The sequence below is a fragment of the Agromyces sp. MMS24-K17 genome, from assembly GCF_043950245.1.
Classification (GTDB): Bacteria; Actinomycetota; Actinomycetes; order Actinomycetales; family Microbacteriaceae; genus Agromyces.
Genome location: NZ_CP171640.1, coordinates 1878345 through 1904545, shown reverse-complemented (window position 1 = coordinate 1904545; position 26201 = coordinate 1878345). Strand labels below are relative to the sequence as shown.

Annotated in this window: 37 protein-coding genes; 1 reads left to right on the top strand and 36 read right to left on the bottom strand. The window is 71.2% G+C overall.

The features are described 5' to 3' along the window. Positions 1-70 precede the first annotated feature (70 nt). The 8 genes from ACGGZK_RS08640 to glmS all read right to left on the bottom strand — a co-directional run bounded on the left by ACGGZK_RS08640 (position 71) and on the right by glmS (position 7035). Positions 71-622 carry a DUF4190 domain-containing protein gene (locus ACGGZK_RS08640; RefSeq protein ID WP_395245851.1) on the bottom strand — a complete coding sequence of 184 codons (552 nt, stop codon included), beginning with the start codon at positions 620-622 and terminating at the stop codon, positions 71-73. Positions 623-768: 146 nt separating this feature from the next. Further along, entirely contained in the window at positions 769-1821 is a 1053-nt protein-coding gene (tsaD, locus tag ACGGZK_RS08635; protein ID WP_395245850.1) for a tRNA (adenosine(37)-N6)-threonylcarbamoyltransferase complex transferase subunit TsaD, read from the bottom strand. Then, positions 1818-2369 (bottom strand): ribosomal protein S18-alanine N-acetyltransferase, encoded by a 552-nt coding sequence (gene rimI / locus ACGGZK_RS08630; RefSeq protein WP_395246055.1) that lies wholly within the window; start codon positions 2367-2369, stop codon positions 1818-1820. Before rimI ends, tsaD begins: the two co-directional genes overlap by 4 nt. 5 nt (positions 2370-2374) lie before the next feature. Beyond that, complete coding sequence (gene tsaB, locus ACGGZK_RS08625; protein ID WP_395245849.1) at positions 2375-2998, bottom strand: tRNA (adenosine(37)-N6)-threonylcarbamoyltransferase complex dimerization subunit type 1 TsaB; 624 nt, start codon at positions 2996-2998, stop codon at positions 2375-2377. A gap of 9 nt (positions 2999-3007) precedes the next feature. Continuing rightward, the gene (gene tsaE / locus ACGGZK_RS08620) at positions 3008-3556 is read right to left on the bottom strand and encodes a tRNA (adenosine(37)-N6)-threonylcarbamoyltransferase complex ATPase subunit type 1 TsaE (RefSeq protein ID WP_395246054.1); all 549 of its coding nucleotides are present in this window, start codon (positions 3554-3556) and stop codon (positions 3008-3010) included. A gap of 32 nt (positions 3557-3588) precedes the next feature. Further along, on the bottom strand, positions 3589-4776 hold the full coding sequence (alr, locus tag ACGGZK_RS08615; protein WP_395245848.1) for an alanine racemase: 1188 nt from the start codon (positions 4774-4776) through the stop codon (positions 3589-3591). Then, on the bottom strand, positions 4773-5150 hold the full coding sequence (locus ACGGZK_RS08610; protein WP_395245847.1) for a holo-ACP synthase: 378 nt from the start codon (positions 5148-5150) through the stop codon (positions 4773-4775). The genes alr and ACGGZK_RS08610 overlap by 4 nt, the downstream gene beginning before the upstream one ends. A 34-nt stretch (positions 5151-5184) precedes the next feature. Continuing rightward, the gene (gene glmS, locus ACGGZK_RS08605) at positions 5185-7035 is read right to left on the bottom strand and encodes a glutamine--fructose-6-phosphate transaminase (isomerizing) (RefSeq protein WP_395245846.1); all 1851 of its coding nucleotides are present in this window, start codon (positions 7033-7035) and stop codon (positions 5185-5187) included. A gap of 114 nt (positions 7036-7149) precedes the next feature. On the opposite strand from glmS, the gene coaA reads away from it, so the two are divergent. Then, positions 7150-8103, top strand: coding sequence for a type I pantothenate kinase (gene coaA, locus ACGGZK_RS08600; protein WP_395245845.1), 954 nt, complete (start codon positions 7150-7152; stop codon positions 8101-8103). Between the two features lie 21 nt (positions 8104-8124). Here coaA and glmM read toward each other — a convergent pair whose 3' ends face one another. From glmM to rplV, 28 genes are all read right to left on the bottom strand, one after another. Next, positions 8125-9486, bottom strand: coding sequence for a phosphoglucosamine mutase (gene glmM, locus ACGGZK_RS08595; RefSeq protein WP_395245844.1), 1362 nt, complete (start codon positions 9484-9486; stop codon positions 8125-8127). 15 nt (positions 9487-9501) lie between these two features. Further along, positions 9502-9987: a 30S ribosomal protein S9 gene (gene rpsI, locus ACGGZK_RS08590; protein ID WP_395245843.1), complete on the bottom strand. Its 486-nt coding sequence runs from the start codon at positions 9985-9987 to the stop codon at positions 9502-9504. Positions 9988-10025: 38 nt separating this feature from the next. Continuing rightward, positions 10026-10472 (bottom strand): 50S ribosomal protein L13, encoded by a 447-nt coding sequence (gene rplM, locus ACGGZK_RS08585; RefSeq protein ID WP_395245842.1) that lies wholly within the window; start codon positions 10470-10472, stop codon positions 10026-10028. A 136-nt stretch (positions 10473-10608) separates the two neighbouring features. Further along, a complete protein-coding gene (locus ACGGZK_RS08580; RefSeq protein WP_395245841.1) occupies positions 10609-11541 on the bottom strand; it encodes a tRNA pseudouridine synthase A in 933 nt (310 codons plus the stop codon). 98 nt (positions 11542-11639) lie between these two features. Beyond that, positions 11640-12188 (bottom strand): 50S ribosomal protein L17, encoded by a 549-nt coding sequence (gene rplQ / locus ACGGZK_RS08575; RefSeq protein ID WP_395245840.1) that lies wholly within the window; start codon positions 12186-12188, stop codon positions 11640-11642. 43 nt (positions 12189-12231) lie between these two features. Continuing rightward, a complete protein-coding gene (locus tag ACGGZK_RS08570; protein ID WP_395245839.1) occupies positions 12232-13218 on the bottom strand; it encodes a DNA-directed RNA polymerase subunit alpha in 987 nt (328 codons plus the stop codon). A gap of 169 nt (positions 13219-13387) precedes the next feature. Continuing rightward, on the bottom strand, positions 13388-13786 hold the full coding sequence (gene rpsK, locus ACGGZK_RS08565; protein ID WP_395245838.1) for a 30S ribosomal protein S11: 399 nt from the start codon (positions 13784-13786) through the stop codon (positions 13388-13390). Between the two features lie 36 nt (positions 13787-13822). Beyond that, positions 13823-14203 carry a 30S ribosomal protein S13 gene (rpsM, locus tag ACGGZK_RS08560; RefSeq protein ID WP_395245837.1) on the bottom strand — a complete coding sequence of 127 codons (381 nt, stop codon included), beginning with the start codon at positions 14201-14203 and terminating at the stop codon, positions 13823-13825. A 132-nt stretch (positions 14204-14335) separates the two neighbouring features. Next, complete coding sequence (gene rpmJ, locus ACGGZK_RS08555) at positions 14336-14449, bottom strand: 50S ribosomal protein L36 (RefSeq protein ID WP_056734976.1); 114 nt, start codon at positions 14447-14449, stop codon at positions 14336-14338. Between the two features lie 70 nt (positions 14450-14519). After that, the gene (gene infA / locus ACGGZK_RS08550; RefSeq protein WP_011186713.1) at positions 14520-14741 is read right to left on the bottom strand and encodes a translation initiation factor IF-1; all 222 of its coding nucleotides are present in this window, start codon (positions 14739-14741) and stop codon (positions 14520-14522) included. 202 nt (positions 14742-14943) lie between these two features. Beyond that, on the bottom strand, positions 14944-16614 hold the full coding sequence (gene ptsP / locus ACGGZK_RS08545) for a phosphoenolpyruvate--protein phosphotransferase (protein WP_395245836.1): 1671 nt from the start codon (positions 16612-16614) through the stop codon (positions 14944-14946). Positions 16615-16796: 182 nt separating this feature from the next. After that, positions 16797-17624, bottom strand: a complete 828-nt coding sequence (gene map / locus ACGGZK_RS08540) for a type I methionyl aminopeptidase (protein WP_395245835.1) — start codon at positions 17622-17624, stop codon at positions 16797-16799. A gap of 4 nt (positions 17625-17628) precedes the next feature. Further along, positions 17629-18252, bottom strand: coding sequence for an adenylate kinase (locus tag ACGGZK_RS08535; protein WP_395245834.1), 624 nt, complete (start codon positions 18250-18252; stop codon positions 17629-17631). Then, a complete protein-coding gene (gene secY, locus ACGGZK_RS08530) occupies positions 18249-19571 on the bottom strand; it encodes a preprotein translocase subunit SecY (RefSeq protein WP_395245833.1) in 1323 nt (440 codons plus the stop codon). Before secY ends, ACGGZK_RS08535 begins: the two co-directional genes overlap by 4 nt. A 118-nt stretch (positions 19572-19689) precedes the next feature. Next, positions 19690-20307, bottom strand: coding sequence for a 50S ribosomal protein L15 (gene rplO, locus ACGGZK_RS08525; protein WP_395245832.1), 618 nt, complete (start codon positions 20305-20307; stop codon positions 19690-19692). Further along, on the bottom strand, positions 20307-20492 hold the full coding sequence (gene rpmD, locus ACGGZK_RS08520; protein WP_121477567.1) for a 50S ribosomal protein L30: 186 nt from the start codon (positions 20490-20492) through the stop codon (positions 20307-20309). The genes rplO and rpmD overlap by 1 nt, the downstream gene beginning before the upstream one ends. Continuing rightward, entirely contained in the window at positions 20492-21163 is a 672-nt protein-coding gene (rpsE, locus tag ACGGZK_RS08515; protein ID WP_395245831.1) for a 30S ribosomal protein S5, read from the bottom strand. Before rpsE ends, rpmD begins: the two co-directional genes overlap by 1 nt. A gap of 26 nt (positions 21164-21189) precedes the next feature. Beyond that, entirely contained in the window at positions 21190-21549 is a 360-nt protein-coding gene (rplR, locus tag ACGGZK_RS08510; RefSeq protein WP_395245830.1) for a 50S ribosomal protein L18, read from the bottom strand. A 2-nt stretch (positions 21550-21551) separates the two neighbouring features. Further along, entirely contained in the window at positions 21552-22088 is a 537-nt protein-coding gene (gene rplF, locus ACGGZK_RS08505) for a 50S ribosomal protein L6 (protein ID WP_395245829.1), read from the bottom strand. A gap of 4 nt (positions 22089-22092) precedes the next feature. After that, on the bottom strand, positions 22093-22491 hold the full coding sequence (gene rpsH, locus ACGGZK_RS08500) for a 30S ribosomal protein S8 (protein ID WP_395245828.1): 399 nt from the start codon (positions 22489-22491) through the stop codon (positions 22093-22095). A 146-nt stretch (positions 22492-22637) separates the two neighbouring features. Continuing rightward, the gene (gene rplE / locus ACGGZK_RS08495) at positions 22638-23231 is read right to left on the bottom strand and encodes a 50S ribosomal protein L5 (RefSeq protein ID WP_395245827.1); all 594 of its coding nucleotides are present in this window, start codon (positions 23229-23231) and stop codon (positions 22638-22640) included. Continuing rightward, positions 23231-23590: a 50S ribosomal protein L24 gene (gene rplX / locus ACGGZK_RS08490; protein ID WP_395245826.1), complete on the bottom strand. Its 360-nt coding sequence runs from the start codon at positions 23588-23590 to the stop codon at positions 23231-23233. Before rplX ends, rplE begins: the two co-directional genes overlap by 1 nt. A gap of 2 nt (positions 23591-23592) precedes the next feature. Next, a complete protein-coding gene (rplN, locus tag ACGGZK_RS08485) occupies positions 23593-23961 on the bottom strand; it encodes a 50S ribosomal protein L14 (protein WP_121477573.1) in 369 nt (122 codons plus the stop codon). Between the two features lie 30 nt (positions 23962-23991). Then, positions 23992-24297: a 30S ribosomal protein S17 gene (gene rpsQ, locus ACGGZK_RS08480; protein WP_395245825.1), complete on the bottom strand. Its 306-nt coding sequence runs from the start codon at positions 24295-24297 to the stop codon at positions 23992-23994. Positions 24298-24299: 2 nt separating this feature from the next. After that, positions 24300-24638 carry a 50S ribosomal protein L29 gene (gene rpmC, locus ACGGZK_RS08475; RefSeq protein ID WP_395245824.1) on the bottom strand — a complete coding sequence of 113 codons (339 nt, stop codon included), beginning with the start codon at positions 24636-24638 and terminating at the stop codon, positions 24300-24302. Further along, on the bottom strand, positions 24638-25057 hold the full coding sequence (gene rplP, locus ACGGZK_RS08470; protein ID WP_350349155.1) for a 50S ribosomal protein L16: 420 nt from the start codon (positions 25055-25057) through the stop codon (positions 24638-24640). Before rplP ends, rpmC begins: the two co-directional genes overlap by 1 nt. 3 nt (positions 25058-25060) lie before the next feature. Further along, a complete protein-coding gene (gene rpsC, locus ACGGZK_RS08465) occupies positions 25061-25813 on the bottom strand; it encodes a 30S ribosomal protein S3 (protein ID WP_395245823.1) in 753 nt (250 codons plus the stop codon). After that, positions 25813-26178 (bottom strand): 50S ribosomal protein L22, encoded by a 366-nt coding sequence (rplV, locus tag ACGGZK_RS08460; protein ID WP_395245822.1) that lies wholly within the window; start codon positions 26176-26178, stop codon positions 25813-25815. Before rplV ends, rpsC begins: the two co-directional genes overlap by 1 nt. Positions 26179-26201 lie beyond the last annotated feature (23 nt).

Genomic DNA, 26201 nt, shown 5'->3' with positions numbered 1-26201 from the left:
CGGTCGGGGGTCCCGCCGATGGGCGGAACCCCCTCGCGATCGGTCATGGGATCGCCCGTCACGTGCTCGCTCAGTACGTGGTGTAGGTGCCGTAGCTCGCGGCGATCGAGAGCGCCACGATCCAGAAGATGACCAGGATGATGCCGACGACCAGGCCGATGTAGCCGAGCACCAGGCCGGCGATGGCCAGGCCGCGCCCGCCCTCACCCGTCTTCTTGATCTGGTTGAGCGCGATGTGCCCGGTGATGATGGCGGCCAGCGAGATGAAGAACGCCGACACGAGCGACACGATCGCCAGGACGTTGGTCTTCGGCGCGGCCGGCTGGGTGCCGTAGGCGGGCGCACCGTATGCGGGCGCACCGTAGGCCGGGGCTGCGGGAGGCGGCGGCGCGGCGGCGTACGCGGGTGCGGCGGGCGCCTCGTAGGCGGGCGCTGCCGGCGCGGCGGGCGCTGCCGGCGCGGCCGGCGGCGTGTACGCCGGCGCGGCGGGCGGCTCGTACGCCGGGGCGGCGGGGGCCGCGGGCGGCGAGTACGCCGGAGGCTCCGGCGCCGCCGGCGGGGCGGGGGGAACCGGCGCGGCCGGCTGCTCGCCGGTCTGGTCGGGCGTATTCGGATCGGTCACGGTCGGAGTCCCCTCTTCGTCGGATGCCCGCCGCGCGATGGCGCGACGGCGGCCGGATGGCGCGGCATCCCGGTGCTGTTGGGTTCACCATACCGCGCCGTCGCGCGCGGGCGCGAGGGGCGCGGCGGGGGCCCGGCAGCCGGGCGTCACACGCGGATGTCGGTCACCGGAAGGGTCGAATCGGCACCGAACCCGAGCCCCGACGGCTCGGCCCCGGCCATGATGAGCTTCGCCCCGAGCGCGGCGATCATGGCGCCGTTGTCGGTGCAGAGCGAGAGCGGCGGGATGCGCAGCGAGACCCCGGCGGCCGCGGCCCGTTCGGCGGCGACCTCGCGCAGCCGCGCGTTCGCCACCACGCCGCCGCCGAGGAGCAGGCGGGGCACGCCCAGGTCGGTGCACGCGGCGATCGCCTTGCCGACGAGCACGTCGACGACGGCCTCGCGGAAGCTCGCGGCGACGTCGGCCAGCGGCACGGGCTCGCCGGCCGCCTCGGCGCGCTCCACCCAGCGTGCGACGGCGGTCTTCAGCCCGGAGAAGCTGAAGTCGTACCGGTGCCGCGCGAGGTCCTTCGGCAGCGTGAGTCCGCGCGGGAACCGGATCGCGGCGGGGTCGCCGCCGATGGCGGCCCGGTCGATCTCCGGACCTCCGGGGTACGGCAGCCCGAGCAGGCGGGCGACCTTGTCGAAGGCCTCCCCCGCGGCGTCGTCGATCGTCTCGCCGAGGAGTTCCACGTCGGAGACGAGGTCGCGCACGAGCAGCAGCGACGTGTGCCCGCCCGACACGAGCAGGGCGACGGTCGGCGTCTCGAGCGGCGCCCGGTCGTCGAGCAGGTCGGCCCCCACGTGGCCGACGAGGTGGTTCACGCCGTACAGCGGCACGTCGAGCGACAGCGCGAGCGCCTTCGCGGCGCCCACGCCGACCATCAGCGCGCCGGCGAGCCCGGGGCCGCTGGTCACGGCGACCGCGTCGACCTCGTCGAGGGTGACGGATGCCTCGGCGAGCGCCGCCCGGATCGACGGCCCGAGCGCCTCCAGGTGCGCCCGCGCGGCGACCTCGGGGACGACGCCGCCGTACCGGGCATGCTCCTCCATCGAGGACGCGATCGTGTTCGCGAGCAGGTCGGTGCCGCGGACGATGCCGACGCCGGTCTCGTCGCAGGACGTCTCGATGCCGAGCACGAGCGGGGCGGAGCGGTTCATCCCTCGGGACCTTCCGTGACGTCGACGCCGGCCTCGGCAGCGGGCGGCACGCCCGGGACGAGCCCGCCGACCGACGAGGCCGCCGGTGCGGCGACGGCCGGCGGGACGTCGAGCTTCATGTGGATCGCGTCGATGCCGCCGCGGTAGTACCGGCGACGGACGCCGATCTCGAGGAACCCGAGCGACGCGTAGAGCCCGCGGGCGACGGGGTTGTCGGCCCGCACCTCGAGGAACACCTCGTCGGCGCCGCGGCGACGGGCCTCGTCGATGAGGGTCGTCATGAGCGCGCGCCCGACGCCGTGGCCCCGCCGCCCGGGGTCCACCGCGATCGTCTGGATGTCGCCCTGCCCGCCCCCGGCGGCGGCGAGGAGCCCGGCGTAGCCGAGCACCGCGGCCGGATCGCCGTCGTCGACGACCACGAGGTAGAAGCCGTGCTCGCCGAGGAGCTCCCGGCGCATGGCGTCCTCCGGCCACGCGTCGTCCGTGAAGGTCGAGCGTTCGAGCACCATGATCGCGTCGAGGTCGTCGATGGACGCCCGGCGGAGCATGAGGCTCACTGCGTCACCCGCTTGCCGGGGGCCGGCGGCGTCACGTCGGGGGCCCGCAGGTACAGCGGCTCGTCGGCCGTGAGCGGCAGCCGCCCGGCGGCGTAGGCGAACTCGGCGACCATGCCCACTCCCCCGGCCGGCACGACCGTGGCGTCGAGCCGCGTGCCCGGGGCATCCGGAACCGCGTCGCGGGGCGTGAGCCGGGGACCCTCGACGCGCACCGGCAGGCCGTCCGCGTCGAGGCCGTCGTAGTCGGAGACGGCGGACTCGCGCCTCCGGGCGTCGGTGACGACCTGGAGTGGCCCGGTGCCGCCGTCGCGGTACCAGGTCCAGGCGACGGCGTCGTGGCTGACGACCGGCACGAACGGGCGGCCGATGCCGAGCGCGAAGGCGTGGGCGGCGGCGATGCCGACGCGGAGGCCGGTGAACGGGCCCGGGCCCATGCCGGCCGCGACGCCGGAGAGCTCGGAGGGCGCGACCCCCGCGGCGGCCAGCGCGTCGCGGATCTGCGTGCCGATGGCCTCGGCGTGCCGCATCGGGTCGTCGCTCGCGACCTCGGCGAGCACGCCGCCGTCGCGGTCGACCACGGCGACGCTCGTGCCGGTCGACGTGTCGATCGCGAGGAGCATGCTTCCAGCCTAGGCGGTGTCGGATGCCCCGCCGCCGGCCGCGTCCGCGGCGTAGCGCGTGCCCGCCCAGCGCGGCCCATGGCCGGTCAGGGTGACCGTGCGCGGCTCGTCGGCGTCGAGCTCGTCGGCGTCGAGCTCATCGTCGGGGTCGGCGAACGCCGGGTGCCCCTCGGCGTCGCCGCCGGCACCGTTCCCCGCGGGCCCGCCGCCGACCCGCCGCTCGATGACGACCTCGAGCCGGCTGTCGGCCGCGTCGTCGATGAGGCCGGCGCCCCACTCGGCCACGACGACCGAGCGGGCGAAGTCGAGGTCGAGGTCCTCCAGCTCGGCCGCCGTGCCGAGCCGGTAGGCGTCGACGTGCACGAGCGCCGCGCCGCCGACGAGGCTGGGGTGGGTGCGCGCCAGCACGAACGTCGGGGACTGCACCGGTCCGCGCACCTGCAGGCCGTCGCCGATGCCGCGGGTGAGCGTCGTCTTGCCCGCGCCGAGCGGACCCGTCAGCACGACGAGGTCGCCGGCCCGGAGCATCCGCCCGAGCTCACGGCCGAGGGCCTCCATGCCGTCGGCGTCGGCGACCTCGAGCCGCTCGCTCACGCGCCCGCCTCCGGGACGGAGCCGTCGGCCGCCTCGGCCGCCTCGTTCGCGGCGGCCGCGTCGCCGGCCGGGGTGCGTCGCACCCGCGGTCCGATCCGCGTCACGACCTCGTAGCCGATGGTGCCGGATGCCTCGGCCCAGTCGTCGGCCGTCGGCGCACCCGTGGCCGGGTCGCCGAAGACGACGACCTCGTCGCCGACCTCGACCGAGTCGTCGCCGACGTCGACGATGAACTGGTCCATCGCGATGCGGCCGACGACGGGCCGGCGCCGGCCGCCGAGCAGCACCTCGGCGCCGCCGCCGGTCGCATGGCGCGGGATGCCGTCGGCGTAGCCGAGCGGGACGAGCGCCAGGGTGGTCGGCCGGTCGGCGTGCCAGAGGTGCCCGTAGGAGGCGCCCGCACCGGCGTCGACCCGTCGCACCGCGGCGACCCGCGCGCGCAGCGTCATGACCGGCCGGAGCCCGAGGTCGGTGCAGGTCGTGCCGTCGCCGAAGGGCGTCAGCCCGTACATCCCGATGCCGATGCGCACCGCGTCGTAGCGAGACGACGGGTCGCGCAGGGCCTGCTCGGAGGAGGCGATGTGGCGCAACCGCGGGCGCAGCCCGGCCTCGGTCGCCGCGGCGAGCGCCCGCTCGAAGACCGCCAGCTGGGAGGCATCCGCCTCGCGCGAGGTGTTCGCGAAGTGGCTGAACACGCCGACGACCTCGATGCGCCCGTCGCGCTCGAGCTCCGCGGCGCGGGCGACGACCGCGGGCCACTCGGCCTCGGGCACGCCGTTGCGGCTCAGGCCGGTGTCGATCTTCAGGTGGACGGCGGCCCGGCGGTCGCCCGCCTGCGCGGCGATCCGCTCGAGCTGGTCGAGGCTGGAGGCGCCGAGCTCGACGCCGCCGGCGATCGCGGGGCGGAAGTCGGCGAACGGGTCGTGCAGCCAGGCGACGATCGGCGCGTCGACGCCGGCGTCGCGGAGCGCGAGCGCCTCGTCGAGGTCGGCGACGCCGAGGCGGGACGCGCCTGCGGCGAGGGCGGCTCGCGCCACGGGCACCGCGCCGTGGCCGTACGCGTCGGCCTTCACGACCGCGATGACCTCGGCCGGGGCGACGCGGCCGGCGATCGTCCGGATGTTGTCGGCGACGGCGGCGAGGTCGATCACGGCTTCGCGGAACGGGCGGTCGGGAGCGGTCATGGCTGCGGCTCCGGGGTGGGACCGGTCGCCTCGAGCACGACGAATGCGCTCGCGATGCCGGCGTCGTGGCTCATCGACAGGTGCACGCGGTCCACCCCGAGTCGCTCGAGGTGGCGCGCCAGCTCGCCGGAGAGCCGGAAGTCGGGGTTCCCGAGGTCGTCCTGCACCACGACCATGTCGTGGAAGTTCACGTCGGCGCGTCCGCCGAGCGCCTTGATGAGCGACTCCTTCGCCGCGAACCGGGCGGCGAGCGAGCGCGCCGGCCGATCACGTTCGCTCTCGGCGAACAGGCGGTCGTGCAGGGCCGGCGTCCGCGCCAGCGTGCGCTCGAACCGGGCGATGTCGACCACGTCGATGCCGATGCCGATGATCACCGCGCCTCGCCGCCTTCCGCCGGTTGCACGGCCATCACTCGACCGTGACCGACTTCGCCAGATTGCGCGGCTGGTCGACGTCGAGGCCCTTGGCTTCCGCCAACTCCATCGCGAACACCTGCAGCGGCACGACGGCCAGCAGTGGCTCGAACAGGGGGGCAGCGATCGGGATGCGGATGACCTCGTCGGCGAACGGCAGCACCGCGGCGTCGCCCGCCTCGGCGATCGCGATCACGCGGGCGCCGCGCGCGCGGATCTCCTGGATGTTCGAGACCACCTTGGCGTGCAGCGTCGCCGAGCCGCGCGGGCTCGGGAGGATCACGAAGACCGGCTGGCCGTGGTCGATCAGCGCGATCGGGCCGTGCTTGAGCTCGCCGGCCGCGAAGCCCTCGGCGTGGATGTACGCGAGCTCCTTCAGCTTCAGCGCACCCTCGAGCGCGATCGGGTAGCCCACGTGCCGGCCGAGGAAGAGCACCGAGCGCGTGTCGGCCATCCAGTGCGCGAGCTGCGCGACCTTCTCCGCCTCCTCGAGCACCTCGCCCAGCTTCTCCGGGATCGACTGCAGCTCCGCGAGGTTCGCGGCGATCGCCGTGTCGTCCAGGGTGCCGCGCACGCGCGCCAGGTGGAGGCCGAACAGGTACAGGGCGGTGACCTGCGCCACGAACGCCTTCGTGGACGCGACGGCGACCTCGGGCCCGGCGTGCGTGTAGACCACCGCGTCGGACTCGCGCGGGATCGTCGCACCCTGGGTGTTGCACACCGATATGGTGCGCGCGCCCTGCTCGCGGGCGTACTTCACGGCCATCAGCGTGTCCATGGTCTCGCCGGACTGGCTGATCGAGACGACGAGCACGTCGTCGGCCAGCACCGGCTCCCGGTAGCGGAACTCGTGGCTCAGCTCGACCTCGACCGGCACGCGCGCCCACTGCTCGATCGCGTACTTCCCGACCTGGCCGGCGTACGACGCGGTGCCGCAGGCGATGACGACGATGCGGCGGATGTCCCGCAGCGCCTCGTCGGTGAAGCCCGCGAGCTCGGGGATGGAGACGTGCCCGTCGACCACCCGGCCGCGCACGGTGTTCGCGACGGCCTCGGGCTGCTCGGACACCTCCTTGCGCATGAACGACGACCAGCCGCCCTTCTCCGCGGCCGCTACGTCCCAGGCGACCTCGAAGGGCTCGACCTCGACCGATTCGCCAGCGAAGTCGGTGACCGTGACGCCCTCGGCCGTGATGGCCACGATCTGGTCCTGGCCGATCGCCACGGCGCGCTTCGTGTACTCGACGAAGGCCGCGACATCCGACCCCAGGAAGTTCTCGCCGTCGCCGAGGCCGATGACCAGCGGCGAGTTGCGACGGGCGCCCACGACGAGGCCCGGCTCGTCGCGGTGCACGGCGAGGAGCGTGAACGCGCCCTCGAGCCGGTTGACCGTGCGCCGGAACGCCTCGACCAGGCCGCCGCCCGCGCGGACCTCGCGGCCGAGCAGCACGGCGGCGACCTCGGTGTCGGTCTCGCTCGCGAACTCGTAGCCGGCGGCCGCGAGCTCGGCCTTCAGGTCGGCGAAGTTCTCGATGATGCCGTTGTGGATGAGCGCGAGGCGCCCCTCGTCGGCCAGGTGCGGGTGGGCGTTCCGGTCGGTCGGGCCGCCGTGCGTCGCCCAGCGGGTGTGGCCGATGCCGGTGCCCCCGGGCTGCAGCGGGTTCGCGGCGAGTTCATCGGCGAGCACCTGCAGCCGGCCGGCGCGCTTGGCCGTCTCGAGGTCGCCCGCGGCGTCGATCACGGCCACGCCCGCGGAGTCGTATCCGCGGTACTCGAGGCGGCGAAGACCGCCCATCAGGACGTCGATGCTCGAGCGTTCGCCGACGTATCCCACGATTCCACACATGCGGTCGATGCTACCGGCGCCCACCTCCACACCCGCCACGAGCGCTGCCGACCTACCCGGCGCCCACGGCGGTCGCGATCCGTCGCCTCCTGCTCCGTCGGTAGACTCTGGGACGTGCCGGCCCCGTCATCTTCGTCGCATGCCGCGCAGATCTCCCCGTTCATCGAACTCGATCGGGCGGACTGGGCGGCGCTCGCGCCCTCCCTGCCGACGCCGCTCAGCGAGACCGAGGTGGTCCAGCTCCGCGGCCTCGGCGAGCCGCTCGACCTCCGCGAGGTCGCCGAGGTGTACCTCCCGCTGTCGCGCCTGCTGAACCTCTACGTCGGCGGCGCGAAGACGCTGCACCGGGTCACCAGCGAGTTCCTCCGCGAGCGCATCGAGTCGACGCCGTTCGTGATCGGCGTCGCCGGCTCGGTCGCGGTCGGCAAGTCGACCATCGCGCGCCTGCTGCGCGAACTCCTCGCGCGCTGGGAGCACACGCCCCGCGTGGAGCTCGTCACCACCGACGGCTTCCTGTTCCCGAACGCCGAGCTCGAGCGCCGGGGCCTCATGGGCCGGAAGGGCTTCCCCGAGTCGTACGACCGGCGCGGCCTGCTGCGCTTCGTCAGCGAGGTGAAGGCCGGTGCCGCCGAGGTCGTCGCCCCGTTCTACTCGCACCTCGCGTACGACATCGTGCCCGACGCCCAGGTCATCGTGCGCCGGCCCGACGTGCTCATCGTCGAGGGGCTCAACGTGCTCCAGCCGCCCGGGCCCGGTCACCGCCTCGCGGTGAGCGACCTGTTCGACTTCACGATCTACGTCGACGCGCGCACGAGCGACATCGCGCGCTGGTACGAGGAGCGGTTTCTGAAGCTGCAGCGCGGCGCGTTCGCGAACCCGAACTCGTACTTCCACCGGTTCGCGTCGCTGTCGGAGGACGACGCGCGCGCCCGGTCGCGGGAGATCTGGCGGTCGATCAACGAGCCGAACCTGCTGCAGAACATCCGGCCGACGCGCTCCCGCGCGTCGCTGGTGCTGCGCAAGGACTCCGACCACACCGTCTCGAACGTGCTGCTCCGCAAGCTCTGAGTCGGGCGCGGGGCACCCCGGTCAGCGACCGAGGCGCTCCCGCACGATCGCGGCGAGGTCGTTCGCGTGGCGGTCGGCGATCTCCTGCTCGGATGCCTCGACCATGACGCGCACCATCGGCTCGGTGCCCGACGGACGGAGCAGGACCCGGCCCGAGTCGCCGAGTTCCACCTCGACGGCGGCGACCGCCGCCGCGATCGCCTCATCGTCGGCCATGGCGTGGTGGTCGACGTCGCGCACGTTCACGAGCACCTGCGGGAACACGGCCATCACGGAGGCAAGCTCGGCCAGCGTCTTGCCGGTGCGGGCGACCTCCGCGGCCAGGTGCAGGCCGGTGAGCACGCCGTCGCCAGTGGTGGCGAACTCGCTCATGATCACGTGGCCCGACTGCTCCCCGCCCAGGGCGAGGCCGTGCTCGGCGAGCGCCTCGAGCACGTAGCGGTCGCCGACCTTGGTCTCGATGACGCGGATGCCGTGCGCGGCCATGGCCTTCTTCAGGCCAAGGTTCGACATCACCGTGACGACGAGCGTGTCGTCGGTGAGCGAGCCGCGCTCCTGCATCGCGATCGCGAGGATCGCCATGATGCGGTCGCCGTCGATGACGTTGCCGTCGGCGTCGACGGCCAGGCAGCGATCGGCGTCGCCGTCGTGGGCGATGCCCAGGTCGGCGCCGTGCTCGACCACGGCGGCCCGCAGCGGCCCGAGGTGGGTGGAGCCGACGCCGTCGTTGATGTTGATGCCGTCGGGGTCGGCGCCGATGACGACCACCTCGGCCCCGGCGTCGCGGAAGGTCTCGGGCGAGACGCCCGCGGCGGCGCCGTGCGCGCAGTCGAGCACGATCTTGAGGCCGTCGAGCCGGTTCGGCAGGGTGCCGAGCAGGTGGACCACGTAGCGGTCCTCGGCGTCGGCGAAGCGGCGGATGCGTCCGACGCCGCCGCCGACCGGGGCGAGCTTCTGCCGCCCGAGGTACGACTCGATGCGGTCCTCGACCTCGTCGGGGAGCTTCGTGCCGCCGAAGGAGAAGAACTTGATCCCGTTGTCGGGAGCGGGGTTGTGCGACGCCGACACCATCACGCCGAAGTCGGCCTTGATGGAGTCGATCAGGAACGCGGTCGCGGGCGTGGGGATGACGCCGGCGTCGAGCACGTCGACGCCGCTCGAGGCGAGGCCTGCCGCGACCGCGGCGGAGAGGAACTCGCCGGACACGCGGGGGTCGCGGGCGACGACGCCCACCGGGCGCCGACCCGCCGCGCGGAGCTCGTCGGCGTGGCGCCCCTGGGTGAGGACGGCAGCAGCCGCCTGGGCGAGGCCCAGGGCCAGGTCAGCCGTGAGTTCACGGTTGGCCAGGCCCCGGACCCCGTCGGTTCCGAAGAGCCGAGGCATCCAGGATTCCGAAGACTAGCGCTTCGAGAACTGGGGAGCCTTGCGGGCCTTCTTGAGACCGGCCTTCTTGCGCTCGATGACGCGGGCGTCACGGGTGAGGAAGCCGGCCTTCTTGAGGGTCGGACGGTTGTTCTCGCGGTCGATCTCGTTGAGCGCACGCGCGATCGCGAGGCGCAGCGCGCCGGCCTGGCCCGAGGGGCCGCCGCCGGTGATGCGCGCGATCACGTCGTACGAGCCGGTGAGCTCGAGCACGGTGAACGGGTCGGTGATGAGCTGCTGGTGCAGCTTGTTCGGGAAGTAGTCCGAGAACTCGCGGCCGTTCACCTTGATGGTGCCGGCGCCCGGGACGACGCGCACGCGGGCGATGGCCTGCTTGCGGCGGCCGACGGCCGCACCCGAGACGTTGAGGACGGGACGGGGGGTGGCCGGAGCCGCCGCCGGGGCGCTCTCGGTCGTGTAGCTCTCGGGAGCGCCTTCGAACTGGTCTGCGATCTTCGCCATGGTGGTTCTGAGTCCTTTTTTCGCGTCTTCGCCGGTGCTTACTGGGCGACCTGGGTGAGGGTGAACGGCTTCGGCTGCTGAGCCGCGTGCGGGTGCTCCGGGCCGGCGTAGACCTTCAGCTTCTTGAGCTGCTGGCGGCCGAGCGAGTTCTTCGGGAGCATGCCGCGGATCGCCTTCTCGACGGCGCGGACGGGGTTCTTCTCGAGGAGCTCGGCGTAGCCGACGGCCTTGAGGCCGCCCGGGTAGCCGGAGTGGCGGTAGGCCTTCTTCTGCTCGAGCTTCTGGCCGGTGAGGGCCACCTTGTCGGCGTTGACGATGATCACGAAGTCGCCGGTGTCGACGTGGTTCGCGAAGATCGCCTTGTGCTTGCCGCGCAGGAGCGCTGCGGACTGGCTGGCGAGGCGGCCGAGCACGATGTCGGTCGCGTCGATGACGAGCCAGTCGCGCTGGATCTCGCTCTGCTTCGGGGTGTAGGTGCGCGTCACGGGAGTGCTGCTTTCTATCGAGTGAGGGGTTCGTGAATCCCACTCCGATGGGTGTTCGCCGGCGATGCCGGCCGAACGCCACGGTGGAGGGCTCAACTTCGGGCGCCGACGCAGACGACGGCACCAAAGAAACAGCTTAGCCGACGACCCCGTCGACGTGCAATTCGCGCCGGGCGCGGGTGAGCGTGGCCCGCTGCTCGAGCTCGTCGTCCGGCGGGTACCCGACCTCGGTGAGCACCAGTCCCCTCGCGGGCATCACCACGAATGCGCTCGTGCGCTCGGCCGCGTGCAGCAACGCCTCGGGCTCCTCGGGGCCCAGCCGCCCCTCGCCGACCGCGACGCACGCGCCCACCAGCGCCCGCACCATCGAGTGGCAGAACGCGTCGGCCTGGAGGCTCGCCGTGAGCACCCTGTCGGCGCCGCGAGCCCATCCGAACGCCTGCAGGGTACGGATCGTGGTCGCCCCCTCGCGCGGCTTGCAGTACGCGGCGAAGTCGCGCAGGCCGAGCAGCGACCGCGCAGCCGCGTCCATGGCGGCGGAGTCGAGCGAGCGCGGATGCCACACCGTGCGGAGCCGCTGCAGGGGGTCGTGGACCGCCGCCGCGTCCGCGATCCGGTACTCGTATCGGCGCCACGAGGCCGAGAAGCGCGCGTCGAACCCCGCGGGCGCGAGCGCGACGCCGGTGAGCACGACGTCCGCGTCGCGCGATCCGAGGATGCCGTTGATCCGCTTCTTGAGCACGGCGGCCGGGTCAACCGCCGGCGGGCCCTCGACCGCGCCGCGCTTCGGGCGCGTGACGTCCGCCAGCGCCGCGATCGGCAGGTCGACGTGCGCGACCTGGCCGGTGGCGTGCACGCCGGCGTCGGTGCGCCCCGCGACGGTCAGCCACGGTGCGACCCCGGCGCGACGGAAGAGGGTGCCGAACGCCTCCTCGAGCACCCCCTGCACGGTGCGGAGCCCCGGCTGGCGGCTCCAGCCGCTGAACGAGGTGCCGTCGTAGGCGATGCCGAGGCGCACCCGCACGAGGTCGTCGGGCGACGCGACGGTCTCGGGATCCGGCTCGGGCATGCCCCAAGCCTACGGGGCGGGGCGCACGCCCCCGGGAACGGCGAAGGCCCCCGGGTGCGACTGCACCCGGGGGCCTTCACGCGGAACGCGAGACGAGACTACTTGGCCTCGGCGGTCTCCTCGACCGACTCCTCGGCGGGAGCCTCGGCCTCGGTGGCCTCGGCGCCGGCGGCCTCGTCGACCTGGGCCTCGGCCTCGGTCACGACCTCCTCGGCGGCGGGCTCCTCGACCGGCGCCTCGGCCACGGGGGCCTCGGCGGCGGGCTTCGCGGCGCGCTGCTTCTTCACGACCGGCTCGAGCACGAGCTCGATGACCGCCATGGGGGCGTTGTCGCCCTTGCGGTTGCCGATCTTGGTGATGCGGGTGTAGCCGCCGTCGCGGTCGGCCACCTGCGGCGCGATCTCGGCGAACAGCTTGTGCACGACCGCCTTGTCGCCGATCACGGCGAGCACGCGACGACGCGCGTGCAGGTCGCCGCGCTTGGCGAAGGTGATGAGGCGCTCGGCGAGCGGACGGAGGCGCTTGGCCTTGGTCTCGGTCGTCGTGATGCGCTCGTGCGTGTACAGGGCGGCCGCGAGGTTGGCGAGCAGCAGGCGCTCGTGCGCGGGACCGCCTCCGAGGCGGGGACCCTTGGTGGGCTTCGGCATGGTTCTGTCTCCAGGTAGTGGGGTGTGTGTCCGGCGCTACGGACTAGTTCTCGTCGTCGAAGCCCGTGTAGAAGTGGGCGCCGTCGAAGCCGGGGACCGAGTCCTTCAGCGACAGGCCCATCTCGGTGAGCTTGTCCTTGACCTCGTCGACCGACTTCTGGCCGAAGTTGCGGATGTTCATCAGCTGCGACTCGCTCAGGGCGACGAGCTCGGACACCGTGTTGATGCCCTCGCGCTTGAGGCAGTTGTACGAACGGACCGACAGGTCGAGGTCCTCGATCGGGATCGAGAGCTCGCTCGAGACGAGGGCGTCGACCGGAGCCGGGCCGATCTCGATGCCCTCGGCCGCGGTGTTCAGCTCGCGGGCGAGGCCGAACAGCTCGGTGAGCGTGCGGCCGGCCGAGGCGATCGCGTCGCGCGGCGAGATGGCGGGCTTGGTCTCGACGTCGACCACGAGGCGGTCGAAGTCGGTGCGCTCGCCCGCACGCGTGGCCTCCACGCGGTAGGTGACCTTGAGCACCGGCGAGTAGATCGAGTCGACCGGGATCTGGCCGGCCTCGGCGTACTCGGCGCGGTTCTGCGAGGCGGACACGTAGCCGCGGCCGCGCTCGATCGTGAGCTCGAGCTCGAACTTCGCCGAGTCGTTGAGCGTCGCGATGACCAGCTCGGGGTTGTGCACCTCGACGCCGGCCGGAGCCGAGATGTCGGCCGCGGTGACCTCGCCGCCGCCCTGCTTGCGCAGGTAGGCGGTGATGGGCTCGTCGTGCTCGCTGGAGACGACCAGGTTCTTGATGTTGAGGATGATCTCAGTCACGTCCTCCTTCACGCCCGGGACGGTCGTGAACTCGTGGAGCACGCCGTCGATGCGGATGCTCGTCACGGCTGCGCCGGGGATCGAGGAGAGGAGGGTGCGACGGAGCGAGTTGCCCAGGGTGTAACCGAAGCCCGGCTCGAGGGGCTCGATCACGAAACGCGAACGGAACTCCGAGATGTTCTCTTCGGTGAGCGTCGGACGCTGTGCGATCAGCACGTTTGGATTCCTTTCGGCAGGGTGTCCGCTATATGACACCTGCGAGTTGCGGGATCTTGAGTTGTGAGAACGTCGAACCGGCCGCGCAGGGCGGCGGCTGCGGACACGGCTCCGGATGTCCCGGAGCGCGCGTCACGCGCCGCCCGCCCTGCCCGACCGGCGCGGAGCGTTAGACGCGGCGGCGCTTCGGCGGACGGCAGCCGTTGTGCGCCTGCGGCGTCACGTCGTTGATGCTGCCGACCTCGAGGCCGGCGGCCTGGAGCGAGCGGATCGCGGTCTCGCGGCCCGAGCCCGGGCCCTTGACGAAGACGTCGACCTTCTTCATGCCGTGCTCCTGCGCCTGGCGCGCGGCCGACTCGGCGGCGAGCTGCGCGGCGAACGGGGTCGACTTGCGCGAGCCCTTGAAGCCGACGCCGCCGGACGACGCCCAGCTGATCACGGCACCGGTCGTGTCGGTGATCGACACGATGGTGTTGTTGAACGTCGACTTGATGTGGGCCTGGCCCACGGCGATGTTCTTCTTGTCCTTCTTGCGCGGCTTGCGAGTAGCCGCCTTGGGTGCTGCCATTTTTCTTCGAATCTCCTGAGACTGGCGAACGAGCGGTTACTTGCGGCCGGGCTTCTTCTTGCCGGCGACGGTGCGCTTCGGGCCCTTGCGGGTACGAGCGTTGGTCTTGGTGCGCTGACCGCGGACCGGGAGACCACGACGGTGGCGGAGGCCCTCGTACGAGCCGATCTCGACCTTGCGGCGGATGTCGGCGGCCACCTCGCGGCGGAGGTCGCCCTCAACCTTGTAGTTGCCCTCGATGTAGTCGCGGAGGGCGACGAGCTGGTCGTCGCTCAGGTCCTTGACGCGGATGTTCCCGTCGATGCCGGTCTCCGCGAGCGTCTGCAGCGCGCGAGTGCGGCCGACGCCGTAGATGTAGGTCAGTGCGATCTCCACGCGCTTCTCGCGCGGGATGTCGACTCCTGCCAGACGTGCCATGTTGGCTTCTCCTGTGAGTGAGTGGAGGTGTGGAGCACTTCCGGTGCCTCGGCCTCCGTCCGAGGGTGTCCCCCGCCGCGCTCAGCGCGTCGGGTTCGTGGAAGTGCCGGTTTCAGTGCGTCGGCGCGGCGACTAGCCCTGGCGCTGCTTGTGGCGCGGGTTCTCGCAGATGACCATCACGCGGCCGTGGCGGCGGATGACCTTGCACTTGTCGCAGATGCGCTTGACGCTGGGGTTGACCTTCACAGTCGTGTTTCCTTCGTTCGCTGTCTTCGTGCCCGCGAGGTGCCGCGGGCCGTTACTTTCCGACGAGCCGTTACTTGTAGCGGTAGACGATGCGGCCGCGGGTCAGGTCGTACGGGCTGAGCTCGACGATCACGCGGTCCTCCGGGAGGATGCGGATGTAGTGCTGCCGCATCTTGCCCGAGATGTGGGCAAGCACCTTGTGGCCGTTGGTCAGCTCGACGCGGAACATGGCGTTCGGGAGCGCTTCGATGACCGATCCCTCGATCTCGATGACACCGTCTTTCTTGGCCATAGCCTCACTATCGCTTTGGGGTGGTGGTTGTCGGTCGTGCGATGATGGTGCACGCTCCGACGCACCCCGAGGGGCAGGCCGAAGCTGGCGTGCAACACACCAAGGGTCTACTATAGGCGATCCGATCGCGAATCGCCAGTCAGCCCGAGCGCCCCCGCTCGGCGCACCGCACGACCGCGCGCCGCACGACCGCGCGCCGCGATCATGCGGGCGGTCGCCGCCGGTCCGCCTCGGCCCGCGCCGCGGCCCGGGCCTCGTCGGCGCCGTCGGCCTCGAGCGCGACCGCAGCGATCGCCGAGGCATCCGCCCGGTCGAAGCGCATGAGCGATGCTCGCACGTCGGCGAGCGCGGTCGCCGACATCGAGAGGGTCGTCGCGCCGAGCCCGACGAGCACGACCGCGAGCAGCGGGTCGGCCGCGGCCTCGCCGCAGATCCCGACCGGCTTGCCGAGGTCCCGGCCCGCCTCGCCGACCTCGGCGACGAGCCGGAGGACCGCGGGATGCCACGGGCTCTGCAGGTGCGCCACCGAGCCCAGGAGCCGGTCGGCGGCCATCGTGTACTGCGTCAGGTCGTTCGTGCCGATCGACGCGAAGTCGCACGCGGCGAGCACCCGGTCGGCGATGAGCGCGGCCGACGGGGTCTCGACCATCACGCCCGCGACCGCGATGCCGTGCTCCCGTGCGAGCCCCGCGAAGTAGCGCGCCTCCTCGACGGTGGCCACCATCGGGGCCATCACCTGCAGCTCCGCATCGGTCGCGGCATCCGCCCCGGCCAGGGCCGCGAGCTGGTCGCGCAGCACGCCCTCGTGCGCGCGCAGCGAGCGGATGCCGCGCAGCCCGAGCGCCGGGTTCTCCTCGTCGGCGTCGTTCAGGAAGGCGAGCGGCTTGTCGGCGCCGGCATCGAGCACCCGCACCACGACCTTGCGGCCGGGGAACGCGGCCAGCAGCCGCGCGTACTCCTCGCGCTGCTCGTCGACGGTGGGCGCCGTCGCCCGATCGAGGAAGAGGAACTCGGTCCGGAAGAGGCCGACGCCCTCCGCCCCGAGCCGCACCGCGGCGTCCGCGGCGTCGGCCGAGCCGAGGTTCGCCAGGAGCGGCACGGGTGTGCCGTCCGCGAGGGCCCCCGGCGTGATCGGCGCGGTCGCGAGCGCCTCGCGCTCGGCGGCCCGGCGGCGGGCGTCGTCCTGCTCGGCGGCGGACGGCTCGCGCACCACCACGTCGCGCTCCGCGTCGACGATCACCAGGTCGCCGTCGGCGAGGTCGGATGCCCCGGGCGCCCCCACGACCGCCACGAGCCCCTGCTCGCGGGCCAGGATCGCCGTGTGGCTCGTCGGTCCGCCCTCGGCGGTGACGATCGCGAGGACCCGGCCCAGGTCGAGCAGTGCGGTGTCGGCCGGCGCGAGGTCGCGCGCGACGAGCACGAACGGATGCCCCGGATCCGGCACCCCGGGCGCGGGAAGCCCGGACAGGTGGGCGACCACGCGCTGCGACACGTCGTCGAGGTCGGCGGCGCGCTCCCCCAGGTACCCGCCCATGCCGGCGAGGAGGTCGCGATAGGCGGCGAACGCCTCGTGCACCGCGCGCTCGGCGGTCCTGCCGGTGCCGATCCGGCCGTCGACGTCCGCGATGAGCGTCGGGTCCTGCGCCATCAGCGCCTGCGCCTCGAGCACGTCCTTCGCCGTCCCGCCGACCGCCGCACCGCGCGAGCGCAGGTCCTCGGCGACCGCGCCGAGCGAGACCCGCGCCCGCTCGACCTCGGCCGCGGCCCCGACGGTGCTCGCCGCGTCGGCCGGTTCGGGAAGCGGGTCGGCCATGCGCGCCACCGGACCGACGACCACGCCCTGCCCGATGCCGACGCCCCGGATCGTGCTCATGCGACTGCCCCCGCAGCCGGCCCGGGCGTGGGAACGCATTCCCCCGCCGCGTCACCGCAGGTCGCGTCGACCTGCACCCCCGACCAGTCCCGCGTCCCCGACATGCTCTGCGCCCCCGCCATCGCCGTGTTCCCTGTTCACCCTAACGCGGGCATCCGATCGGGGAGACCCCGAGTCGCCGGTCAGGCGATCGGGACGGGCACGATGCCGAACTCCGCGAGCGCCGCGGCGCCGCCGTCCTCGGCGGTGAGCACCCAGACGCCGCCCTCGTGGACGGCGACCGAGTGCTCGACGTGCGCCGCATCGGCACCGTCCTCGGTGGTGACCGTCCAGTCGTCGTCCTGGATGAACGTCGCGATCGACCCGCCGACGATCATGGGCTCGATGGCGACGACGAGGCCCGGACGCACCTCGGCGCCGCGCCGGTTCACCCGGTAGTTGAACACCGGGGGCTCCTCGTGCATGGTCCGCCCGATGCCGTGGCCGACGTAGTCGCGGAGGATGCCGTACTCGCCCTCGCCGCGCACGTAGTCCTCGATCGCGGCACCGACCTCGTTGAGGTGCTTCGCCCGCGCGAGCGCCGCGACGCCGACCCACAGCGACCGCTCGGTCACCCGGGCGAGCTCGGTGCGGGTCGCCACCAGTTCGGGGCGCTCGGGATCGGGGAGCACGACCGTGAACGCAGAGTCGCCGTTCCATCCGTCGACCTCGGCGCCGCCGTCGACCGAGACGATGTCGCCCGGCCCGAACGGCCGGTCGCCCGGGATGCCGTGCACCACGTCGTCGTCGACCGACACGCAGAGCGTGTGCCGGTAGCCCGGCACGAGCTGGAAGTTCGACCGGCCGCCGTGCTCGACGATCACGCGCTCGGCGGCCGCATCGAGTTCGAGCGGCGTCGCGCCGACCTGCAGCAGCCGCCGCGCCTCGGCGAGGGCCGCCGCCGTCGCCGTCCCGGCGGGCACCATGGCCCGCAGCTGGGACGGCGACTTGTAGATCGACTTGCGGAACACCGGATCAGGCGGCGCCGCGACCCGGGTGGGCCGGTGCGAGGCCGCGGACGGCGAGCGCCTCGAAGATCCGCGCGGTGACCTCGGCCAGCGAGCCGACGCCGTCGATGCGGACCACGATGCCCTGCGCGCGGTAGACGTCGAGGATCGGCGCCGTCTCCCGCTCGTAGATGGCGAGGCGGTTCGCGATGACGTCCTCGGTGTCGTCGGTACGGCCCTGCTCGATGGCGCGCTGGCTGATGCGGGCGATCGACTCCTCGCGCGGCACGTCGAGCTCGATCACCGCGTCGAGGGACTCCCCGCGACCGGCGAGGAAGTCCTCGAGGTCGCCGACCTGGCCGCGGTTGCGGGGGTAGCCGTCGAGCAGGAAGCCCTCGGCCGCGTCGGCCTGCGCCAGGCGGTCGCGCACCAGCTCGCTGGTGAGCTCGTCGGGGACGAGGTCACCGGCCTCGATGATCGACTGGACGCGCTTGCCCAGCTCGGTGCCGCCCGAGATATTGGCCCGGAAGATGTCTCCGGTCGACACCTGCGGGACACCGAAGGCCTCCGCCACGAGCACGCCCTGGGTCCCCTTGCCGGAGCCCTGCGGGCCGACGATGAGGAAGCGGGCGGAACGTGCGGGAGCCGTCATCGGAGAAGTCCTTCGTAGTGACGCTGCTGGAGCTGCGCATCGATCTGCTTCACCGTCTCGAGGCCGACGCCCACGATGATCAGGATCGACGTGCCGCCGAACATGAAGTTCTGGTTCGCCCCGACCGCCGCGAAGGCGATCAGCGGGATCAACGCGATCACGCCGAGGTACATCGAGCCCGGGAGGGTGATGCGCGTGAGCACGTAGTCGAGGTACTCGGCCGTCGGGCGACCGGCACGGATGCCGGGGATGAAGCCGCCGTACTTCTTCATGTTCTCGGAGACCTCGTCCGGGTTGAACGTGATCGCCACGTAGAAGTAGGTGAACCCGACGATGAGCAGGAAGTACAGCAGCATGTAGAGCGGGTGGTCGCCCTTGGTCAGGTAGTTCTGGATCCAGACGACCCAGGCCTGCGGCTCCTCGCCGGCGGCGGGCTGGTTGAACTGCGCGATCAGGGCCGGCAGGTACAGCAGCGACGAGGCGAAGATGACCGGCACGACGCCCGCCATGTTGACCTTGATCGGGATGTACGTGTTGTTGCCGCCGTAGGTGCGGCGGCCCACCATGCGCTTGGCGTACTGCACCGGGATGCGCCGCTGCGACTGCTCGACGAACACGACCGCCACGACGATGAGGAGGCCGATCGCGAGCACGACCGCGAAGGTGTCGAAGCCCTTGGTGGTGGCGATCGCCCAGAGCGAGCCGGGGAAGGTCGCGGCGATCGACGTGAAGATGAGGAGCGACATGCCGTTGCCGATGCCGCGCTCGGTGATGAGCTCGCCCATCCACATGATGAGGCCGGTGCCGGCGGTCATGGTGATGACCATGAGCAGGATGGCGTACCAGGCGTCGTTCGTGATGAGCTGCGAGCACTCGGGGGCCGAGGCGCCGCTGAACAGCGCGCCCGAGCGGGCGACCGTGATCAGGGTGGTCGACTGGAGCACGCCGAGGGCGATGGTCAGGTAGCGGGTGTACTGCGTGAGCTTCGCCTGGCCCGACTGGCCCTCCTTGTAGAGGGTCTCGAAGTGGGGGATCACGACGCGCAGGAGCTGGATGATGATCGACGCCGTGATGTAGGGCATGATGCCCAGCGCGAAGATCGACAGCTGCAGCAGCGCGCCGCCCGAGAACACGTTGACGAGCTCGTAGAGGCCGGAGGCCCCCTGCGTCGAGGCGAGACACGCCTGGACGTTCGTGAAGTCGACGAACGGTGCCGGGATGAACGAGCCGAGTCGGAAGAGGGCGACGATGCCCAGGGTGAATCCGAGCTTCCGTCGAAGATCCGGCGTACGGAAGATGCGCCCGATGGCGTTGAACACTCGTCCTCCTGTTGGCTCCGTCATGGAGTCATTGCTTGATGCGGCTCGAGCCTGTCGAGACCCCCGTGAATCATACGCGAGGTCCCGACAGGCTCGAACTCGGGTGGTGCGATCGGTCTTACTTGACCGAGCCGCCGGCCGCCACGATCTTCTGCTCGGCCGAGCCGGAGACCTTGTCGACCGCAACGGTCAGCTTGACCTGGATGTCGCCGTTGCCGAGGACCTTGACGCGCTCGTTCTTGCGAACGGCGCCCTTGGCCACGAGGTCGGCGACGGTGACGTCGCCGCCCTTCGGGTACAGCTCGGCCAGCTTGTCGAGGTTGACCACCTGGTACTCGACCCGGAACGGGTTCTTGAAGCCGCGGAGCTTCGGCGCACGCATGTGGTACGGGAGCTGCCCGCCCTCGAAGCCGGGGCGCACCGTGTTGCGGGCCTTGGTGCCCTTGGTGCCGCGACCGGCGGTCTTGCCCTTCGAACCCTCACCGCGACCGACGCGGGTCTTGTCCTTCTTCGCGCCGGCGGCCGGGCGGAGGTGGTGCACCTTCAGCACGGGCTCGCGGACGACGTCGGCGGACGCATCCTTCTTCGCCGCGGCCTTGGCCGGAGCCTTGGTCGCAGTGGCCTTCTTCGCCGGAGCCTTCTCGGCCGGAGCCTTGTCGGCGGCGGCCTTGGCCGGAGCCTTCTTGGCCGGAGCCTTCTTCGGGGTCTCCTCGGCGACGTTCTTCTCGTCAGCCATTAGTCAATCTCCTCAACCTTCACGAGGTGGGCGACGGTCCGGACGTACCCGCGGTTCTGCGGGGTGTCCTCGCGGACCACCGAGTCGCCGATGCGCTTCAGCCCGAGGCTGCGGAGCGTGTCGCGCTGGTACTGCTTCTCGCTCACCTTGGACTTGATCTGGGTCACCTTGAGCTGCTTGGCCATCAGGCACCTGCCTTCGCTGCGGCGGCCGCCTCGGCGGCCTGGGCCTCGGCACGCAGGATCCGGGCCGGCGCGACCTCGTCGTAGTCGAGACCACGACGGGCGGCGACGGCGCGCGGCTCTTCGAGCTGCTTGAGCGCCTCGACGGTGGCGTGCACGATGTTGATCGTGTTCGACGAGCCGAGCGACTTGCTCAGGACGTCGTGGATGCCGGCGCACTCGAGCACGGCGCGGACGGGACCACCGGCGATGACACCGGTACCCGGCGCGGCCGGACGCAGGAGGACGACACCGGCGGCCGCCTCACCCTGGACGGGGTGGGGAACGGTCGAGCCGACGCGCGGGACGCGGAAGAAGTTCTTCTTCGCCTCCTCGACGCCCTTCGAGATCGCGGTGGGGACCTCGCGGGCCTTGCCGTAGCCGACGCCGACCAGGCCGTTGCCGTCGCCGACGACCACGAGGGCGGTGAAGCTGAAGCGACGACCACCCTTCACGACCTTCGACACGCGGTTGATGGTCACGACGCGCTCGAGGAACTGGCTCTTCTCGGCGTCGCGGGCGCCGCGGTCGCGGCCCTGGCCACGGTCGCGACCGCCGCCGCGGCGGCCCTCGCGCTCGTTGCGCTGCGGCTCGCTGGATGCGGCCGTCTCGACGGGTGCCTCTGCGGTGGTCACCTCGGTCTCCTTCACAGTGTTGTCGCTCACAGGCTCAGCCCTGCCTCTCGCGCGCCATCGGCGATCGCGGCGACGCGACCGGCGTACTTGTTGCCGCCGCGGTCGAAGACGACCGACTCGATGCCGACGAGCTTCGCGCGCTCGGCGACGAGCTCGCCGACCTTGCGGGCCTTGGCGGTCTTGTCACCGTCGAAGGCGCGGAGGTCGGCCTCCATCGTCGAGGCGCTGGCCACGGTGCGGCCCTTGCTGTCGTCGACGACCTGCACGAAGACGTGGCGGGCCGAACGGGTCACGACGAGACGGGGGCGGAGCTCCGTGCCGACGATCTTCTTGCGAAGACGGGTGTGGCGGCGCGAGCGCGCAGCCGTCTTGCTCTTCACAGCCATGATTACTTACCTGACTTTCCGGCCTTGCGACGCACGACCTCGCCGGCGTAGCGGATGCCCTTGCCCTTGTACGGCTCCGGCTTCTTGATCTTGCGGATGTTGGCGGCGGTCTCGCCGACGGCCTGCTTCGAGATGCCGGCGACGGTCAGCTTGTTGTTGCCCTCGACCGTCAGCGTGATGCCCGCGGGGGCCTCGACGGTGACCGGGTGCGAGAAGCCGAGCGCGAACTCGACGGCCGTGCCCTTCTGCGCGACGCGGTATCCCGTGCCGACGATCTCCAGGCCCTTGGAGTAGCCCTGGGTGACGCCGAGGATGTCGTTCGCGATGAGCGTGCGGGTCAGGCCGTGCAGCGAGCGCGACGCGCGCTCGTCGTCGGGACGGGTCACGAGGATCTGGTTGTCCTCGAGCTTGACCTCGATCGGGCTGGCGACGGTGAGCGAGAGCTCGCCCTTCGGGCCCTTGACGGTGACGGCCGAGCCGTCGATCTTCACGTCGACGCCGGCGGGGACGTCGATGGGGAGTCGTCCGATTCGTGACATTGAACTACCACACGTAGGCGAGGACTTCCCCACCCACGCCCTTCTTCTCGGCCTGGCGGTCGGTGAGCAGACCGCTGGAAGTGGACAGGATCGCGACGCCGAGGCCGCCGAGCACCTTGGGCAGCTCGGTCGACTTCGCGTAGACGCGGAGGCCGGGCTTCGAGACGCGCTTGATGCCGGCGATGGAGCGCTCGCGGTTCGGGCCGAACTTGAGCGACAGCGTGAGGGTCTTGCCCACGCGTGCATCGGCGACCTCGAAGCCGGCGATGTAGCCCTCGTTCTTGAGGATCTCCGCGATGTGGCCCTTGAGCTTCGAGTGCGGCATCGACACGGTGTCGTGGTGCGCGGAGTTGGCGTTCCGCAGGCGGGTCAGCATGTCAGCGACCGGGTCGGTCATCGTCATGACGTGTGTTTCCTATCGTTCACCAGGTTTCAGGACCCGTTGCACGGGGACTGACCTGTGGTGGTCGCCCGGGACGGATGTCCCGGACCGTGGCCGGAGGACCGGCCGAACGGATGCCGCGGGCTCGCGCCCGCGGCATCCGGGGTTCAGTTGGCGGACTCGGCCGACTTGAACGGGAAGCCGAGCGCCTTGAGCAGCTGGCGGCCCTCGTCATCGGTCTTGGCAGTGGTCACCACGGTGATGTCCATGCCGCGGACGCGGTCGATCTTGTCCTGGTCGATCTCGTGGAACACGCTCTGCTCCGTGAGGCCGAAGGTGTAGTTGCCCGTGCCGTCGAACTGCTGGTCCGAGAGGCCGCGGAAGTCGCGGATACGGGGCAGGGCGAGCGAGAGCAGGCGGTCGAGGAACTCCCACATGCGGTCGCCGCGCAGCGTCACGTGGGCGCCGATGGGCTGGCCCTCGCGGAGCTTGAACTGGGCGATCGACTTGCGGGCCTTGGTGACCTGCGGCTTCTGGCCGGTGATCTTCGTGAGGTCGGCGATCGCGCCGTCGATGATCTTGCCATCGCGCGCGGCCTCGCCGACACCCATGTTGACCACGATCTTCACGAGACCCGGCACCTGGTGCGGGTTCGCGTAGCCGTTGGCCTCGGTGAGCGTCGCGGCGATCTCGCCCTTGTACTTCTGCTTGAGGCGCGGCTGGATCTTGCCAGCCGGCGCAGCAGTCGTGGTGTCAGTCATCAGATGTCCTTACCCGACTTCTTTGCGTAGCGGACACGGACCGTCTTGGTGACGCCGTCCGTGGTGACCTGCTCGACGCGGAAGCCGACGCGGGTCGGCTTCTTCGTCTCGGGGTCGATGAGTGCGACGTTCGACACGTGGATCGGGGCCTCGTGGGTCTCGATGCCGCCGGTCTTGGTGCCGCGCTGGGTCTGGCCGACGCGCACGTGCTTGGTGACGTAGTTCACGCCCTCCACGACGACGCGGTCCTCGGCCGTGATGACCTCGATGACGCGACCCTGCTTGCCGCGGTCGCCGCCGCGGGCCTGGCTCTTGCCGGAGATGACCTGGACCAGGTCACCCTTCTTGATGTTCGCCATTCTCAGATCACCTCAGGTGCCAGCGAGACGATCTTCATGAACTTCTTGTCGCGCAGCTCGCGGCCCACCGGGCCGAAGATGCGGGTGCCACGGGGGTCACCGTCGTTCTTGAGGATCACCGCGGCGTTCTCGTCGAACTTGATGTACGACCCGTCGGGACGACGGGTCTCCTTCACGGTGCGGACGATGACGGCCTTGACCACATCGCCCTTCTTCACGTTGCCGCCGGGGATCGCGTCCTTGACCGTCGCGACGATGACGTCGCCGAGGCCGGCGTAGCGGCGCTGGGAGCCGCCGAGCACACGGATGGTGAGGAGTTCCTTCGCACCCGTGTTGTCGGCCACCTTGAGCCGGGATTCCTGCTGAATCACTTCAGTCTCCTTCTGGAAGCAGGCCGGGGCCTACTTGGCCTTCTCGACGATCTCGACGAGCCGCCAGCGCTTGGTGGCGCTCAGCGGACGGGTCTCGGAGATGACGACCAGGTCGCCGATGCCGGCGGTGTTCTGCTCGTCGTGCGCCTTCACCTTCGAGGTGCGGCGGATGACCTTGCCGTAGAGCGGGTGCTTCACGCGGTCCTCGACCTCGACGACGATGGTCTTCTCCATCTTGTCGCTGACGACGTAGCCGCGACGCACCTTGCGGTAGCCGCGAGCCTCGGTGGCCTCAGCGGTGACCTCGGCCTCGGGGGCCTTCTTGGTCTCAGCCATGATCAGGCCTCCTTCGTCTCTGCGACCTCAGCCGGGCCACTGTCAGTCTGCACAGTCGCCTCGGCCTTGGCCTTCTTCGTCTTCTTCTCGGCCTTGGCGGGCGCCTCGACCGGGGCCGGCGTCGCACGGATGCCGAGCTCGCGCTCACGGATGACCGTGTAGATGCGGGCGATGTCCTTCTTCACGGCGCGCAGGCGGCCGTGGCTCTCGAGCTGGCCGGTGGCCGACTGGAAGCGCAGGTTGAACAGCTCCTCCTTGGCCTTCTTCAGCTCGTCGACGAGACGCTCGTCTTCAAACGTGTCGAGCTCGACGGACTCGAGCCCCTTGGTTCCGACGGCCATTATGCGTCGCCCTCCTCGCGCTTGATGATGCGTGCCTTGAGGGGCAGCTTGTGGATGGCACGGGTCATGGCCTCGCGAGCGAGCTGCTCGGAGACGCCGGAGACCTCGAAGAGGACTCGACCCGGCTTGACGTTGGCGACCCACCACTCGGGCGAACCCTTACCGGAACCCATTCGGGTTTCGGCCGGCTTCTTCGTGAGCGGACGGTCCGGGTAGATGTTGATCCACACCTTGCCGCCACGCTTGATGTGACGGGTCATCGCGATACGAGCGGACTCGATCTGACGGTTCGTCACGTAGGCGGGGGTCAGGGCCTGGATGCCGAACTCGCCGAAGGTGACCTTCGTGCCGCCGGTGGCCTGGCCCGAACGGCCGGGGTGGTGCTGCTTGCGGTACTTGACTCGACGGGGAATCAACATGGTTTATGCCTCAACTCCTGCTGCCACCGGCTCGGCCTTCGGGGCACGGTCGCGGCGGGGACGGTCGCTACGCTCACGCGACGGCTTCTGGGCCGCCTGCTCGCGTGCGAGCTCCTTGTTCGTGATGTCGCCCTTGTAGATCCAGACCTTCACGCCGATGCGGCCGAAGGTGGTCTTGGCCTCGTAGAAGCCGTAGTCGATGTTCGCGCGGAGCGTGTGCAGGGGCACGCGGCCCTCGCGGTAGAACTCCGAGCGGCTCATCTCGGCGCCGCCGAGACGGCCCGACACCTGGATCCGGATGCCCTTGGCACCGGCGCGCTGCGCGCCCTGCAGGCCCTTGCGCATGGCGCGACGGAACGCGACACGGGCGGAGAGCTGCTCGGCGATGCCCTGGGCGACCAGCTGGGCGTCGGCCTCGGGGTTCTTGACCTCGAGGATGTTGAGCTGGATCTGCTTCTTGGTGAGCTTCTCGAGGTCGGCGCGGATGCGCTCGGCCTCGGCGCCGCGGCGACCGATGACGATGCCCGGGCGCGCCGTGTGGATGTCCACGCGGACGCGGTCGCGGGTGCGCTCGATCTCGATGCGGCTCACGCCGGCACGGTCGAGCGACGTCTGCAGCAGACGACGGATCTTCACGTCCTCGGCGAGGTAGTCGGCGTAACGCTGGCCGGGCTTCGTCGAGTCGGAGAACCACCGCGACACGTGGTCGGTGGTGATGCCGAGACGGAAGCCGTACGGGTTGACCTTCTGACCCATTACTTCGTACCCTCCTCGGGCGTGGCGAGGACCACGGTGATGTGGCTCGTGCGCTTGTTGATGCGGAAGGCACGACCCTGCGCGCGCGGCTGGAAACGCTTGAGGGTGGTGCCCTCATCGACGAATGCGCGCGAGATGTAAAGGTCCTGCTCGTCCAGGTAGGTGTTCGTGGCATCGGCCTTGACGCGAGCGTTCGCGATGGCCGAGGCGACGAGCTTGTACACGGGCTCGCTCGCACCCTGGGGTGCGAACTTCAGGATGGCCAGGGCCTCCTGAGCCTGCTTGCCGCGGATCAGGTCGACGACGCGGCGAGCCTTCTGGGGGGTGACGCGGATGTGTCGCACGCGGGCGATCGACTCCACCATTTCTTTCCTCCTTCACACCACCG